This is a genomic window from Runella sp. MFBS21, from assembly GCF_029433105.1.
Lineage (GTDB): Bacteria > Bacteroidota > Bacteroidia > Cytophagales > Spirosomataceae > Runella.
The window spans coordinates 137,313-152,799 of the sequence record NZ_JARNTW010000009.1; the positions used below are offsets into that span (position 1 = coordinate 137,313).

At 42.0% G+C, this 15,487-nt stretch carries 11 protein-coding genes; 9 read left to right on the top strand and 2 right to left on the bottom strand.

The window, feature by feature from the left end:
• Positions 1-92 precede the first annotated feature (92 nt).
• The 6 genes from P1X15_RS18285 (at position 93) to dapA (ending at position 9,425) form a co-directional block, all read left to right on the top strand.
• The gene (locus P1X15_RS18285; RefSeq protein ID WP_277339578.1) at positions 93-929 is read left to right on the top strand and encodes a type 1 glutamine amidotransferase; all 837 of its coding nucleotides are present in this window, start codon (positions 93-95) and stop codon (positions 927-929) included.
• Positions 930-1,000: 71 nt separating this feature from the next.
• Positions 1,001-2,197 carry a hypothetical protein gene (locus P1X15_RS18290; RefSeq protein WP_277339579.1) on the top strand — a complete coding sequence of 399 codons (1,197 nt, stop codon included), beginning with the start codon at positions 1,001-1,003 and terminating at the stop codon, positions 2,195-2,197.
• Between the two features lie 425 nt (positions 2,198-2,622).
• Entirely contained in the window at positions 2,623-5,718 is a 3,096-nt protein-coding gene (locus P1X15_RS18295; RefSeq protein WP_277339580.1) for a TonB-dependent receptor, read from the top strand.
• Positions 5,719-5,750: 32 nt separating this feature from the next.
• Entirely contained in the window at positions 5,751-7,130 is a 1,380-nt protein-coding gene (locus tag P1X15_RS18300) for a RagB/SusD family nutrient uptake outer membrane protein (protein WP_277339581.1), read from the top strand.
• Positions 7,131-7,228: 98 nt separating this feature from the next.
• A complete protein-coding gene (locus tag P1X15_RS18305) occupies positions 7,229-8,458 on the top strand; it encodes an aspartate aminotransferase family protein (RefSeq protein WP_277339582.1) in 1,230 nt (409 codons plus the stop codon).
• An 82-nt stretch (positions 8,459-8,540) separates the two neighbouring features.
• Positions 8,541-9,425, top strand: a complete 885-nt coding sequence (gene dapA, locus P1X15_RS18310) for a 4-hydroxy-tetrahydrodipicolinate synthase (protein ID WP_277339583.1) — start codon at positions 8,541-8,543, stop codon at positions 9,423-9,425.
• Positions 9,426-9,514: 89 nt separating this feature from the next.
• Here dapA and P1X15_RS18315 read toward each other — a convergent pair whose 3' ends face one another.
• Positions 9,515-12,049 (bottom strand): M14 family metallopeptidase, encoded by a 2,535-nt coding sequence (locus P1X15_RS18315; protein WP_277339584.1) that lies wholly within the window; start codon positions 12,047-12,049, stop codon positions 9,515-9,517.
• A 153-nt stretch (positions 12,050-12,202) separates the two neighbouring features.
• Between P1X15_RS18315 and P1X15_RS18320 the strand changes: the two genes are divergently transcribed.
• A complete protein-coding gene (locus P1X15_RS18320) occupies positions 12,203-13,303 on the top strand; it encodes a Gfo/Idh/MocA family protein (RefSeq protein ID WP_277339585.1) in 1,101 nt (366 codons plus the stop codon).
• A gap of 54 nt (positions 13,304-13,357) precedes the next feature.
• On the opposite strand, the gene P1X15_RS18325 is transcribed toward P1X15_RS18320, so the two are convergent.
• Positions 13,358-13,654 (bottom strand): hypothetical protein, encoded by a 297-nt coding sequence (locus P1X15_RS18325; RefSeq protein ID WP_277339586.1) that lies wholly within the window; start codon positions 13,652-13,654, stop codon positions 13,358-13,360.
• A 237-nt stretch (positions 13,655-13,891) separates the two neighbouring features.
• On the opposite strand from P1X15_RS18325, the gene P1X15_RS18330 reads away from it, so the two are divergent.
• Together P1X15_RS18330 and P1X15_RS18335 are read left to right on the top strand one after the other, a co-directional pair.
• Positions 13,892-14,590 carry a ferritin-like domain-containing protein gene (locus P1X15_RS18330; RefSeq protein WP_277339587.1) on the top strand — a complete coding sequence of 233 codons (699 nt, stop codon included), beginning with the start codon at positions 13,892-13,894 and terminating at the stop codon, positions 14,588-14,590.
• A 15-nt stretch (positions 14,591-14,605) separates the two neighbouring features.
• The gene (locus P1X15_RS18335; RefSeq protein ID WP_277339588.1) at positions 14,606-15,439 is read left to right on the top strand and encodes a ferritin-like domain-containing protein; all 834 of its coding nucleotides are present in this window, start codon (positions 14,606-14,608) and stop codon (positions 15,437-15,439) included.
• The last annotated feature ends 48 nt before the right edge of the window (positions 15,440-15,487 follow it).

The following is a 15,487-nucleotide window of genomic DNA, read 5'->3' on the forward strand; positions in this document are numbered from 1 at the left end:
TCCACCATTTAAAGGTCTAGAAATAGCGCTTAAAAATCAGGTGAAAGTACGATTTTTCTTATTTTGTTTAGTCCCAATTAACCCCAAAGCTCATGGAGCGGATTAAGATTGCGATTTTGGATATGTACGACGGCTATGCCAACGAAGGCATGCGTTGTATCAAAGCCTTGGTGGGTCAGTTTTTGGCGCAAGAAGGAATAGTAGGAACTTATGATGTTTTTGATGTCAGACAAAAAAATGAGGTTCCTGATTTAAGTTATGATATTTTTATCTCTTCGGGCGGGCCAGGCAATCCAGTACCTTCAGGGGAGCCTTGGGAGAAACCATTTTTTATGCTTCTTGATCAGATTTGGCAGTATAATCGACAGCCTCATCGTCCGCAAAAAAAACACTTAATGTTGATTTGTCATTCCTTCCAAATGGCCTGTATTCATTGGGAAATAGGACTGGTTTGTAAACGACGTAAAACATCCTTTGGGATTTTTCCGATGCACAAAACCCACTTTGGACTTCAAGAGCCTATTTTTAAAGAACTTCCAGACCCTTTTTATGCAGTAGATTCAAGGGATTTTCAAGTCATCAAAACCGACCCAAAACAATTGGAACGTTTGGGGGCTAAAGTACTTTGTATTGAAAAAGAACGCTTACATATAGACTTAGAACGTGCCGTAATGGCGGTGCGGTTTTCGCGGGAGATTTTTGGAACACAGTTTCATCCTGAAGCGGATGCGGAAGGGATGCTGCGGCACTTTCAAAAAGATGAAAAGCGGGAAGGTATCATCAAAAACTACGGAGAGGCCAAATACAACAGCATGGTTGATTCTTTGCAGGACCCTGAAAAAATTATGCGTACAGAGGCGGCGATTATTCCCACTTTTCTTGGACGTGCTGCCGAGCAATTGATGAGTGCAGTGGCAGTAGTATCATAGCATATTTTTTACGTATTTGGGACATTAATTGAAAAACTCCTTTTTCGTCAACACAAAAGTTCTAATAACCTATGATTTCGACATATCGGCAAAACTACAACGCAGCTTTTAGCGAAGAAAAATACCATGAATTTGTAGAAGCTATCAAGGTTAATTGGCCTGAACAACTGGATTTTCGCGTAGCCGAAACACCGGTGTTTGTGCCAGCGGCTCTTAAAAACAAACTTATTGAAGCTTGTGAGTCATTTGTCGATGTAATCGTTGGACCACATTTTAAGGTCAAAACTCAACATTCCATTCCTTTGGGGCAAAATGTACCCCACGAAAACGACCATGCTTCGTTTTTGGCAATCGATTTTGCCATATGTAAGGATACTGATGGAGAACTAATACCACAACTTATTGAGTTGCAAGGATTTCCTTCGATTTTTGGATTTCAGAGCTATGTGACAGAAAAGTTTCGTGAGTATTTTCCCATTCCGGCCGAGTTTAGTAATTATTTCAGTGGCGTTACTACCCAAGCCGAATATATCGCCAAGCTGAAAGAGGTGATTGTGGCAGACGAAAATCCTGAAAATGTGATTTTGCTAGAAATATATCCTGAGCAGCAAAAAACACGTATAGATTTTACAGTTACTGAGGCTTTTTTGGGGGTAAAAGCGGTGTGTTATACCAAAATAAAGAAAAAGGATCGTAAACTATATTATGAAAAAGACGGTCGTGAGCTTGAAATCAAGCGTATTTATAATCGTTTGATTTTTGATGACTTGACCAATTTTCCTGACCTTCAGACCGATTTTAATCTTACCGACGACCTAGATGTAACATGGGTAGGGCATCCCAACTGGTTTTTTCGTATCAGTAAATATACGCTTCCCTATCTAAAGAGCCCTTACGTGCCAGAAACCCGTTTTTTGAGCGAATATGGTGATGAGTTTCCCGCAGATTTAGAAAACTATGTACTCAAACCGCTTTTTTCATTTGCGGGAAGTGGCGTAAAAATCCACGTAGAATTACAAGATTTAAAAGAAATCTGTGATCCAGAAAATTGGATTTTGCAAAGAAAAGTAAATTATGAGCCAGTCATTCAAGCGCCAGATGGGCTTGTAAAATGCGAAATCAGAATGCTCTACGTATGGAAAGACAATGCATCTCGTCCTGAGTTGTTGACGAGTTTAAGTCGGTTGAGTAGAGGTGAAATGATTGGAGTGCGTTTCAACAAAGATTTTACTTGGGTGGGAGGGACTACCTGCTTCTACGAACCCTAGCGTAAAATGGTGTACTGGTATTCCCCATTTTTTGGGTACGCTAGAAAATAGTGTAATTTTGAGTTTATTACCTTGATTTTTATATTTTTGTATAAAGATTTGGTTATCTACACTAAAATTTTGCTTTGTATTTTGAGACATTTTTGCGAAAAAACAGAAAAATACCGAAAAAAAGGTGATTTTTCGTATCACCCTATCTGCCATTTTTGTACTTCCTGTATTTGGGAAGATCCTATCTTCACAAATTTATCCCCCTACAAAATTTTTCGAGCTGAACGGGGAGGCACACTGTCTAGCTAAATACTTTTTAGGAACCAAGGCTATTGTGTAAGAAGAAACCCAATCTTTTAACGGATATATAGGGGGAAGGTTATCGCATTTCATTTTTTACTTTTTATATTTTATCAACTTCTAACAAATCAAGTATGAGACAATTTCTACGTATGAGCCTATTGGTGATGGCGTGTATGTCTGGTCTTGCTCTGAGAGCACAAGACATGGTAGTGACAGGCAAAGTCATGACCGCTGAGGATGGAACAGGTATGCCGGGGGTATCTATTTCGGTAAAAGGTACCACTCGTGGTGCTAATACCGATGCAGAAGGAAACTATCGGGTGTCTGTTCCTAACAACGCTACTTTAGTGTTTAGTTTTGTAGGGTTTACTTCTATTGAAGAAAAAGTGGGAGCGCGCTCGGTGATTAATGTTCAGATGAGTGTAGATACCAAAACTTTGAGCGAAATTGTGGTGACAGGTTATGGTTCACAAATCAAGCGAGACTTGACGGGAAATATCGCCCAAGTAAAGTCCAAGGATATTGAAAATATGCCTACGCCTAGTGTGGATGCCGCTTTGCAAGGAAAAGCCGCAGGGGTATTTGTCAATTCTGGTAGCGGAAAACTCGGGCAAGGAATCACAGTACGCGTGCGTGGAAACTCTTCCATCAGTGCGAGCAGTCAGCCCCTTTATGTAGTAGATGGTATCCCCGTAACAAGTGGTGATCAATCCAACTATGGAGGTGACACTAACCCTCTCGCCGATATTAATCCAAACGATATTGAGTCGATTGAGATTTTGAAAGATGCTTCGGCAGCGGCAATTTATGGAGCTCGGGCTGCTAATGGCGTTGTGCTTATTTCAACCAAACGTGGTAAAGCAGGCAAAACCAACGTTTCGTTTAACTATCAGGCGGGAGTGGCGCAAGCTACGCGTCGTTTGCCTTTCTTAAATACCGAACAGTATGAGAAATTTTATCGTCAAGCTGCGGGCTATGTAGATGGGTTAGACGGTGTAAGTCCTGAAGATCCTGATTCTCAAACTCAATATTTGTTTGGGCCGGGCGGGTTTTTGGAATATTACAGCTATGGTACTTACGGAACTCCCAAACAAACTGATAACAACTGGCAAGAGAAAGCTTTCCAAAAAGGACCCATGCAACAGATTGACCTTCAATTGAGCGGAGGAAATGAAAAAACTAAATTTTTTATGTCGGGCCAATACTTGAGCCAAACGGGTACTATTATCGGCAACAAACTTGAGCGTATTTCGGGGCGTTTGAACTTAGATCACCAAGCGACCAATTGGCTCAATGTAGGACTTATGATGAGTTTGGCTCGCACTGACAACTGGCGTTTGCCTGATGACAATGCCTTCTCAAATCCTTTGCAGATGGCTGCTTTGACACCTTTTACGCCTTTTATTGATCCTAATACCAATTTGCCCGCAGGAGCGCCTCCTGGTGATGTAAACATCCCGCTTTATTACAATCCTATTTTGAGCATTGATTACGCAGATTTTGTACAGACTTCTTATCGTAATCTCACCAATACTTATGCACAAATAAATCTGATGCCAGGGCTTAAGTTTCGTAGCGAATGGGGACTTGATTTGTTGAATATGAACGAAGAAGCCTATTTCCAAAGCCAAACGGTACGTAATCAGAGTCGGGCTTCTAATGGAATCGGTGCCAATTATGGGACTTTTGTGACCAATTATAACGCCAATAATTTCTTTAACTATCTAAAGGATTTTGGAAAGCATAGTATTGATGCTACTTTGGGAATGTCGTATCAACAATCTCAAACCAAGCGTAATTATGTAGAAGGTACTCAGTTCCCTTCTGATTCATATCGCAAAATTGCGAGTGCAGCCGTCAAATCTGATGGAACTAGTACCGAAACCAATTATCGCTTCTTATCTTATTTCACGCGGGTCAACTATCGCTTCAACGACCGCTATTTGCTAGGGGCAAGTGCGCGGGTAGAAGGGTCATCGCGTTTTGGTAAAAATTCTCGTTATGGATTTTTCCCTGCTGTATCCGCTGGTTGGGTGATTTCGGAAGAAAATTTCTTGAAAAATAATAACCTCATTAGTTTCCTCAAACTACGTGCAAGTTATGGGTTGACTGGTAATGCCGAGATTGGTGATTTTCCACAATTGGGTCTTTTTCAGGGAGATGCGGGCTATGTAGGTGCCCCCGGACAACGACCTGCACAAATTGCTAACCCTGATTTGAAATGGGAAAGTAGTCGTCAGGTAGATATAGGAATTGATTTTGGTATTTTCAACAACCGTATTAACGGAGAAATCGATTACTATGTAAAAAATACCACTGATTTACTCTTGGAAGTAAATGTGCCAGGTACGACGGGTTTTGCACGTCAATTCAAAAATCTAGGTGCGCTTGAAAACAAAGGCTTGGAATTTGTATTGAATACCCAAAATACAGTTGGTAAATTCAAATGGAATACATCCTTCAACATTGCTACCAATGCCAATAAAGTAACCAACGTGCAAGGACAAATTATCGAAGGAGGGGTGAGAAGCATGAACCGTGTAATGGAAGGGCAACCTATCGGGGTGTTTTTTACGCGTGAGTATGCAGGAGTTGACCCTAACAATGGAGACGCTTTGTTTTATAAAAATACCAAAAATCCTGACGGTAGCATAGATCGTAGCACAGTTACCAACAGCGGCTATAACTCAACCGAACGTGTGGTTGTAGGAAATCCCAATCCGAAATTTATTGGAGGTATTACCAACACCCTTTCTTATGGAGGGATTGATTTCAGTATTTTCTTTAATGGAGTAGCTGGCAACGATGTCAATTTTTATGGAGTAGGACAGTACTCATCAGCCAACGGTATTTACGAAGATAACCAAACTACCGACCAATTGAAAGCTTGGACTCCCGAAAATCGCAACACCGATGTGCCACAAGCACGTTATTTAATCACGAATGGTAGTCAGCCTTCAAGCCGTTATATATTTGATGGTTCTTATTTGCGGTTGCGTACGCTTAGTCTTGGGTATACCATTCCTAAAAACTTGACTGAACGTTTGAAAATCGACCGTGTGCGGGTTTATTTCTCAGCAATGAACCTTGCTACTTTTACCAAATATAAAGGTTGGGATCCTGAAGTAAACTCTGATACGTTTACGAGCAATTTTGCGCAAGGCAATGATTTTTATACGCCGCCACAACCTCGTACTATTTTATTTGGCGTCAACATTGGGTTTTAATCAACATCACCTTAAAAGACATTGAATTCATTATGAAAAAAATATTCATTCCATACATCATAGGAGCATTGGTAATGTTTGACAGTTGTCAGTCGCGTTTGGATGTTTCTCCTACTCAAACGATTGACCAAGCTGCAGCACTCAGTGCTTCTAAAGACGTAGAAGCGGCACTTATCGGTGCTTACGATGGCTTGCAGGGGGCTAATACCAACGGTGATACTTACGCTGGAGGATACCAATATACTTCTGAGTTGTTGGCGGCAGTTACTAATGAGGTTCGTTTTGGGGGAACATTTGCGAACTTACAAGAGCTTTTTAGAAAAGAAATTACAACCATTAATGTGACGGCTGAGGGACTTTGGATGCGTTCTTATTTAACTATCAATCGTACTAATAATGTATTGGCAAATATCGACAAGGTAACAGACGCCAAAAAAAGTGCGGTTGAAGGTGCAGCACGCTTTATCAGAGGGTCAGTATATTTTGAGCTTGTCCGTTTATATGCTAAACAATGGGGGGATGGTAATAATACCACTAATCTGGGTGTTCCTCTAGTATTTAATCCTACTACCATTGTTACAGATGCTGATAAAATTCCGCGTAGCACAGTAGCTCAGGTATATACGCAAGCGATTGAAGACTTGACCAAAGCCGAAGAGCTCTTGCCTGCTACAAATGGGGCTTATGCTACTAAAGGTGCTGCGGCTGCGATTTTGGCTCGTTTATATTTGCAGCAAGGCAACTATGCGGCTGCTAGAGATGCTGCTAACAGAGTGATTGCTTCAAATCGTTATCGTTTGGTAACACCTTTTGGGATGGCTTTTAATACGAAACTTAACAATAATGGAGGCACTCCCGCAGAGTATGTTTTTTCTATTCAAGTCAATGACCAAGATGGTTTTAATGGAATGAATACCTTTTTTGGAGCTACTGTAGGCTCTATTCCAGGAACGGCTGGGCGGGGCGATATTCGTATCCAACCTGACCACATTGCGTTGTATGAAGCAGGAGATGCTCGCGGAGAATTTTTTATCAAACCTACCGCCAATACCTTTACTTATAAATTTCTCGACCGCTTTGGGCATGTGCCTGTGGTTCGTTTAGCAGAAATGATTCTGACGCGTGCCGAAGCCAATTTCCGATTGGGTACTGCGGTAGGAGCTACGCCTGTAGAAGATATCAATACTATCAGAAACCGTGCAGGGCTTCCTAGCGTGACAAGCGTTACTTTGGCATCTATTCTTAAAGAACGCAAACTAGAACTAGCGTTTGAAGGACACGCGCTTCATGATATTAAGCGTACAGGAGGAACCGTAGGAGCTTTACCTTTTAATTCGCCTAAGCTTATTTTACCAATTCCACAACGCGAAATGGATGTAAACAAGCAATTGGTTCAAAATGAAGGATACTAAATCATAGTAGTATAATCATCACTAAAACCCTGCTTACTTCGGTGAGCAGGGTTTTTTTGTGGATATTTGCAGCTATTATCAACTATTTTGAAGTAAATATGTCAGATTTCCTTTCGCATCGTCAGCAGCTTTTTTACAATCATCTTGCCCAAACCTCCGATTTTCCTTTGGCTTTAGAAATCGAAAAAGCCGAGGGTATTTATTTATATGGAAAAGAAGGACAAAAGTATATAGATATGATTTCGGGGATTGCTGTAAGCAATGTGGGGCATCGGCATCCCAACGTGCTGGAGGCAATTCAGCAGCAATTGGATAAGTACTTGCATCTAATGGTATATGGCGAATACATCGAAACACCCCAAGTGAGATTGGCACAAACGCTCGTTAAAACTTTAGAAGTAAAAGATAACAATAATGTCCCCACACTTGATAATGTATATTTTACCAATTCGGGCGCAGAAGCGGTAGAAGGAGCCATGAAATTGGCCAAAAGATACACCCGCCGCCACGAAATCATCTCTTGCTACAATGCTTATCATGGCTCTACGCAGGGGGCCTTGAGCTTGGCAGGAGCGGAGTTTTTTAAGCGTAATTTTCGCCCTTTGTTACCAGATATTAAACACATAACGCACGGACGGATAGAAGATTTAGAGAAAATCACTAAGCATACGGCAGCGGTTGTTATCGAAGTGATTTCGGGCGAAGCAGGGGTGAGAGTGCCGACGCGTGAGTATCATCAAGCATTAAGACAAAGATGTAATGAAACAGGGACGCTGTTGATTTTTGACGAAATTCAGACGGGGTTTGGGCGAACAGGAAGTTTTTGGGCTTTTGAGCAATACGGCGTGCGCCCTGATGTATTGCTTTGTGCGAAGGGAATGGGGGGAGGAATGCCGATTGGGGCATTTATCGCTTCCCAAGAAGTAATGTCGGTTTTTAAAAACAACCCCATTCTAGGCCATATTACCACTTTTGGGGGGCATCCTGTAAGCTGTGCGGCTTCTTTGGCTACTTTGGAAGTGATATGGGAAGGAATGGGATATGACGGTAATGACGATACGTTGACGGTAAAAGAAAAAGGTAAGTTGATTAAGAAGACGCTCCTTCATCCTAAAATCAGAGAAGTACGAGGAGAAGGCTTAATGTTAGCTGTCGACTTTGAGTCTTTTGACGCCTTAAAACCCATTATTGACCGAGCGATTGAAAAGGGGGTAATTACGGATTGGTTTTTGTTTTGTGACAACTCGATGCGATTGACTCCGCCACTCATTATTTCAGAATCACAAATTCTCACGGCCTGTAATGTAATTTTAGAAGCAATTGATTGACAAATTTTGATACCTTTGCAGCGTTTATTGAAATCACCTACCAGTATTTATTGACGGACTGGAAGTCCGTAACACAAACCAAATGGACACCAAATTTTTCGGCGTAGGCGTAGCGCTAGTCACTCCTTTTGACGCCAATCATGATATTGATTTCTCGGCCCTTAAAGCACTACTTGATTTTGTGAGTGAAGGAGGGGTAAATTATCTGGTGGTTCAGGGTACCACCGGCGAAACTTCTACGACTACTTCGCAAGAGAAGTTGGATTTGTTGAACTTTGTGAAAGAAAATAACCCCAAAAAGCTCCCTCTCGTGTATGGTTTAGGGGGTAATAATACGCGTGCCGTATTAGAAACTATCAGAAGTACAGACCTTACCGGAGTAGATGCGATTTTGTCGGTATGTCCTTATTATAATAAACCTTCTCAAAAAGGACTAATTGCGCACTTTACGGCGATTGCGGATGCAAGTCCAGTGCCTGTGTTTTTGTATAATGTACCCGGACGTACAGTGGTCAATATGAAGGTTGAAACTATCGCTGAATTGGCAAAACATCCAAATATTATCGGAATCAAGGATGCGTGTGGCAATTTTGATCAATACATGGAATTGGCGAAGGTTTGTCCTGCTGATTTTTTACTGATTTCGGGCGACGACAATCACGTCTCTCCTATGATTAGTGTGGGTTGGAAAGGAGTTATATCGGTAATAGCTAATGCGTTTCCCAAAGAATTTACAGAAATGACTTGGCATGCGCTTGAAGGTCGGACTGATGAAGCTATGGCGATTCAAGGGAAGTTCTTGGATATGGATGCTCCATTGTATGCAGAATCAAATCCAGTAGGTATTAAAAAATGCCTCGAAATCAAAGGGATTTGTGGGGTAGAAGTACGTTTGCCCTTGGTGAAAGCATCAGATGAATTGGGGGCTACGCTAGAAAAGATTATGAAAAAGGAAGGCTTTATTTAAGGGGCAAGGCATACAAGAAAATAGATATTGAGTTAATAAAAAAGGTGTTTCTGACGAGAAACACCTTTTTTGTTGGGAGTAAATCTTAACTAAGGAAGCATAAAAACGGCATTTGAAAATAACAGTTTTCCATTGTACCAAAATCCACGGAAAAGAGGGTTGTTGGCCATATATACTATTTTGCCACGACCTACCTCCTCTACGCCGTAAAGTAAGGTATTTTGCAGTTTTTCTTTGACATTGCTACCTGTAAAGCCAGCAACATAGCTATCTTTTTCTTTTTTGAGGTATCCTACGTTCCAGCCATCTTTGAGAAAATCGTAGTTGTAGACGTTGTTGATAAGGGCGAAGTAATAATCCGGAAACCCAAATGCGAGTGGATGAGTATTGTCCAATTTGATTTTATAAATGCTCCCAGGACTCTCGTCTGAGACCGATTCTCTTTCGCGGTTAGCGTACACTTTCAAAGAGTCTGCGGCGGTTTTTTTGTCCGTTTTTTTAGTATCTTCTTTCTTACGTTTAAGACCAAAACCATCTTTGTCGGCCAAGAAATTGGTGGCAGTTTCCATCAAAATAAGTTTACCTCCGCCGCGAAGCCAATCACGCAAGGCAGGAAACTGATTTTCCCTCAACAAATTGCTACCAAAGGCCGTGGGGATAATAAGGACATCTAGCTTAGAGAAAGGAATACCTCCACTAAAACGGCTGTTTGGATCAAGTAAGGTAATGGGGTATTTGAGTTCTTGGTCAAAGAAATACCATACTTCGCCCACGCTTGTCATCGAAGTACCATCGCCGGCGATGAGTCCAATGCGTGGAGTCGCTTTGATATTAAAAACATAATCTGACCCAAAATCGGAGCCTTTGCTAGCTGCGCCACTGGCTGTAGCAACCAAAGGCACCCCCAATTTACTAGCCTCTTGTTGGATGATTTTGTCGAAGGCGTCGCCGAGAGATTCGTTTCCTGCTCTAGTGACGATAAGTGTACCTTGGGCGTAAGATTTACCGTCGATTTCAAAAGGTTTTTCGGCAGCGCGAGCACGGATTTTATTTTTTAGAATCGCCGCCAAAAACTTAGCATCTTCGGCTGATTTCCAGGGGAGTATGTATGCATAAGGCTTATTGATGGTAATAGGAGCTACGGGAGTAGCTTTGGGAGAGGTAGTACTAGGAGTTAGCTTTTCTTTGGTCGCGTAGGTTTTGGCACCAAAAGCTAAGGGCACACACCATGAGGTAATATCATAAGTGACCGAATCTTCCAACATAGGTTTGATTTCAAACAAAATCTTCAATAAGTTGGATTTAGGTTGATAGGCGCTAATCACCAAATCACCAGCCTCGGTTTTGAAAGGTTCGTCTTTTTGGGTAAGATAATTGAAACCCGTCAATGATTTGGTGTCAGAAGCATAACCATATCGGATTTGATTTCTGTCGAGAAGTTCTTTTAAGGCCTTTACCCGCCCTTCATCACCAGTGGTTTTTATGACATACGATTTGTATGGCCCTACAGGATTGTTTTGATTTCGATCATAAAACTTAATAAACTCATCCACAACCTTAGTAGAACGGTCGGCGATAGCCTCCATTGTTGCAATACTTGCGGCAGATACGTGGGCTACACGGTCGGTAAGGCGTAGTGTATCTCCTTCGTCGGTACGCTCATAGGCAAGTCCGGCGATGCCACCGCCACCTTGTTCGTAAGTCATCGCAATGGCTCCGTTGTAAGTAGGCCAAGTATCGCCATAGCTAGGATAAAGCAAATCAAAACGCTCACGTGTATAGTATAGCCAATTGTTACGGTCAAAATATTTTTTGTTGTAAGTACCTACTACTTCTTGCATTTCGCGTTGCCAAGGAGTGATATCTTCGTGATAAGGCTTGGCAGAAGGGGCAAAATAATAAGGACTGTTGGGACCCATTTCGTGAAAATCAGCGTGAACGTGAGGCATCCATTTATGATATTCGGCTACTAGCTGCCGCATCACTTCTTGGGTTTGCCATGCCCAGTCGCGATTGGGGTCAAAGAGATAATGATTGTAGCGTCCGCCCGGCCAAGGCTCTCCATGTTCCCAAGCTGAAGTGTTGGCATTGGGCGAAACTCCAATTTTTTGATTATACCAGTTTACATAGCGGTCGTGTCCGTCGGGATTGAGACAAGGAGCCAAAATCACGATAGCGTTTTTTAAGATTTTGTCGGCTACGGCTCCCCCTGCTAGCAATTCATGCAATACTTTAGGAAAAGCGGCGGAGTTGGTGGCTTCATTGCCGTGTACGTTGTAGCTCATCCAAATGACGGAAGGGCGGGTTTTGGTAGTAGGGGCGCCACTCATCAGACCGATACTTTTGAGGTGGTCGGTACGGATTTGTTCCAGATTACGCATGTTTTCTTCGGAACTAACCACCAACATCATCAAAGGGCGTTTTTCAAAAGTAGTACCGTAGCTCATCAATTTTACTTTGGTGGGTACTTGTTGGGCAGCATGCTCGGCGTATTGGTACAGGCGATGCGTAGGTACTAGTTGCTCACCTGGAGAAAACCCAAAAAATTGACTCGGAGATTGAAGTTGCGCAAAAGACTGGAAAGCAAGGAGTAGTCCAAGAAAGACGAAAGTAAAGTTTCTCATTTGGTTTGGTTTGAAGATAAACAGACTATTGCTGATGTTATGTAGGAACAAATATAGACAAAGTTATTTTGAAAGTAGTGGATAAATTTAGACGTAAACACCATAGAAAACGACGTATAATTGCTTTTAAAAAAAACTAACTTCAATAGATTCATGAAATCTCGTCGTGATTTTTTACTTGAACTTGGCGGCTCGGCCTTTAGCCTGCCTATATTATCTTCTTTGACAAGCAATGATGCTGATGCTACTATTGCTGACAAACAGCTTAAAGTGGTATTGGTAGGACTAGGCAGCTATGCCGAACGCGTAGCTACGGCTATGAAAGATTGCAAGAAGGCAAAGCTAGTGGGAGGTGTAACTGGAACTCCTTCCAAAATCGATACGTGGTCGAGTAAATTTGGAGTAGACAAAGCCAATTTTTACAGTTATAAAGATTTTGAAAAACTTAAAGATAACCCTGACGTAGATGCTGTATACATCACCTTACCCAATTCCATGCACCACGAATACGTGATAAGAGCAGCTAAAATGGGGAAACACGTGATTTGTGAAAAACCGATGAGCGTGAGTGTCAAGCAAGCAGAAGAAATGATAGCTGCTTGCAAAAAAGCAGGGGTAAAACTTTACATAGGATATAGGATGCATTTTGAGCCTTACACTCGTGAACTTATACGGATGCGAAAAGCAGGGGAGTTGGGCAAAATCATGCACGTAAATGCTTATTTTGGATTTAAAAGTGGTGACCCTAATCAGTGGCGTCTCAAAAAAGCACTAGCTGGAGGTGGAGCACTAATGGATGTCGGTATTTATTGTATCAATGCAGCTCGCTATGCTACGGGCGAAGAGCCCGTGTGGATTTCGGCTGAAGAAGCCAAGACAGACCCAGTAAAGTTTAAGGAGGTCGATGAAACAATTACGTGGCAAATGGGCTTCCCTAGTGGTGTGATTGCTTCTTGTGCTACTACTTACAACTTCAATAATTTTGAGCGACTCTATGTAGTAGGTGACAAAGGATTTGTAGAATTAAGCCCTGCTTATGGATATGGGCCTATCAAAGGCCGTACCCACAAAGGCGAAATGAGTTGGGATACCTCAAAGATGCATCAAACTTGGCAAATGGATGGGCTGGCAGATTGTATTTTGAATGGAAAGCCAGATCCCAATGTAACGGGTGAAGAGGGATTGAAAGATATGAAAATCATAGACGCTATCTATAAGTCCATTGCAGCGGGCGGAAAAAAAATAATGCTTTAGCAGTTAGTGAGTTATCTACAAAAAAACGGAGAGGGCCTATCCCTCTCCGCTTTTTTAATGGTTTTCTAAAACTGCCGTATTTTCAGGCTGGATTTTTTCGGGAAAACCAGAAGGGGTGAGCATGGGTTCTTCCATTTCGTGATCAAAACTATCAGGTTGGATTTCTACATTTTCCACAGCCTTCTCGTCATCTCCACTGATTCTTCTTCTACGCCTTTTGGGGCGATTTTGAGACTGTGTCCGGTCTTGAAGCCATTGTCTTTGGTAAGATAAAGTCTCGGCAGTGGATAAAGGAATAAAATTTTTGGAATAAGAGCTTCTTTGACCTACGTTTTCTTGATTGCTTTTCATAATGCTGATTTGTTTTATAGGGGTTGGACAAGACTATACGTCGAAAACTTTGTTCCAAAACACTTTTGAAGGATTTGAGGAAAAATAACAACATCTCATTTCCCTATTTGAGGAAAGGGTGGGGCAGCGTAGAAGTGCTTTTGGGTTGATTTGGGGAATGGCATAGGTTTTTTGATGAAAATATCCCAAAGAGTAAAAAAATAGTTTTGGTACGTATTTTTTTAACAAATCAGTAGTATGAACATCATGAAAAACACACCGTCGCTCTTTGGAGGTCATCCAGAGCTAGTAAAAAGCGTTCATCGCCGTTCGTTCTTAAAATGGGCAGGTGGAACAGCCGCTGTCACGACTCTCGTTTTGACGGGCTGTAAGGAAGATGAAACCACGCCAGTGGTAGGGGAGGTAAATCTTGGCACAGGTGATTTTGCCGTGCTGAATTATGCCTATGCGTTAGAACAGCTTGAGGCTGCGTTTTATACCAGAGTGATAGAATCGCAGTTTTCAGGAATTACAGCTGATGAAATTGCTTTATTGACTGACATTCGTGACCACGAGGTAGCACATCGGGAGTTTTTTAAAGCAGCTTTAGGTAGCAATGCTATCGGAGGACTAGACGTTGATTTTAGTTCAATCAATTTTGGTAGTAGAGAAAGTGTACTCAATACTGCCAAAACATTTGAAGATTTGGGAGTAGCAGCCTACAATGGCGCTGGAAGATTTATCACTTCACCTGATTATCTTACTTTGGCTGGAAAGATTGTATCGGTAGAGGCACGTCATGCTGCCTATATCCGTGATTTGTTGAGCAATGGTACTTTTGCCGACAACACTGTGGTAGACAGCAACGGCTTGGAAATGTCTAAAGACCCCGCAGCCGTATTGCAGGCAGCAGCCCCTTTTATAAAAAATACTATCAACGCCAGCGCATTGGCATAAAACTCTTTGAACGCCATGGATTTCTTAAAAATATTGAATCTCCTTGAAGAGCGCGATCCCGAAATGAGCGACCGCCTCAATACCCGTCGTCAAGCATTAAAGGATTTTGCCAATTTAGGTAAAAAACTCTCGATGGCAGCAGTACCAGTAGCGATGGGAAGCATGTTTCAAAAAGCATACGGCCAATCTACCGCCACAGTAGTAGATGTACTTAATTATGCTTTGACGTTGGAGTATTTGGAGTATCGTTTCTACGAAAAAGCTTTAGCTAGTACAGGGTTGATTCCGACGGGTGCGCCCAATGGGGCTATCACTACGATTATGAATCATGAAAAAGCGCACGTTGATTTTCTAAAACAAGCCATTACTAGCGCGGGTGGTACGCCAGTTGCTGAGCCTACTTTCGATTTTTCAGGAGGTCAAGGGACGGGGAACGGGCCTTTTGCAAGTGCATTTTCTAATTATCAATTGTTTTTGGCCGTAGCGCAAGCACTTGAAGATACAGGGGTAAGAGCTTACAAAGGACAGGCGGGCAATCTTGTGAAGCAAAATGCCGTCCTTACCGCAGCACTCAATATCCATTCGGTAGAGGCTCGCCACGCTTCTCATATCCGTCAAATGCGTAAAGCAAACGGGGCTAGTGTAAAGCCTTGGATTACAGGAAAAGAAAGTGGGATTGACAACTCAGTGGTGCAGGCTATCTATAATGGTGAAGAAAATACTACCCAAGGAGAGGTAAATATTACAAGCCTAGGAAGTATTTCGGCCAATGTCGCCTCCGAAGCATTTGATGAACCACTTACCAAAGAGCAAGTGCTCGCAGTGGCTACTTTATTTTTAGCATCTTAGTGTTGACTATAGATTAGTTGACTGATTAACTAAAAAGAGGCTATTTCA

What these genes read in the sequence shown, in the direction of transcription:
- P1X15_RS18285 (WP_277339578.1), top strand. Translation starts at nt 93, where the DNA reads ATGGAGCGGATTAAGATTGCGATTTTGGATATGTACGACGGCTATGCC.
- P1X15_RS18290 (WP_277339579.1), top strand. Translation starts at nt 1,001, where the DNA reads ATGATTTCGACATATCGGCAAAACTACAACGCAGCTTTTAGCGAAGAA.
- P1X15_RS18295 (WP_277339580.1), top strand. Translation starts at nt 2,623, where the DNA reads ATGAGACAATTTCTACGTATGAGCCTATTGGTGATGGCGTGTATGTCT.
- P1X15_RS18300 (WP_277339581.1), top strand. Translation starts at nt 5,751, where the DNA reads ATGAAAAAAATATTCATTCCATACATCATAGGAGCATTGGTAATGTTT.
- P1X15_RS18305 (WP_277339582.1), top strand. Translation starts at nt 7,229, where the DNA reads ATGTCAGATTTCCTTTCGCATCGTCAGCAGCTTTTTTACAATCATCTT.
- dapA (WP_277339583.1), top strand. Translation starts at nt 8,541, where the DNA reads ATGGACACCAAATTTTTCGGCGTAGGCGTAGCGCTAGTCACTCCTTTT.
- P1X15_RS18315 (WP_277339584.1), bottom strand. Translation starts at nt 12,049, where the DNA reads ATGAGAAACTTTACTTTCGTCTTTCTTGGACTACTCCTTGCTTTCCAG.
- P1X15_RS18320 (WP_277339585.1), top strand. Translation starts at nt 12,203, where the DNA reads ATGAAATCTCGTCGTGATTTTTTACTTGAACTTGGCGGCTCGGCCTTT.
- P1X15_RS18325 (WP_277339586.1), bottom strand. Translation starts at nt 13,654, where the DNA reads ATGAAAAGCAATCAAGAAAACGTAGGTCAAAGAAGCTCTTATTCCAAA.
- P1X15_RS18330 (WP_277339587.1), top strand. Translation starts at nt 13,892, where the DNA reads ATGAACATCATGAAAAACACACCGTCGCTCTTTGGAGGTCATCCAGAG.
- P1X15_RS18335 (WP_277339588.1), top strand. Translation starts at nt 14,606, where the DNA reads ATGGATTTCTTAAAAATATTGAATCTCCTTGAAGAGCGCGATCCCGAA.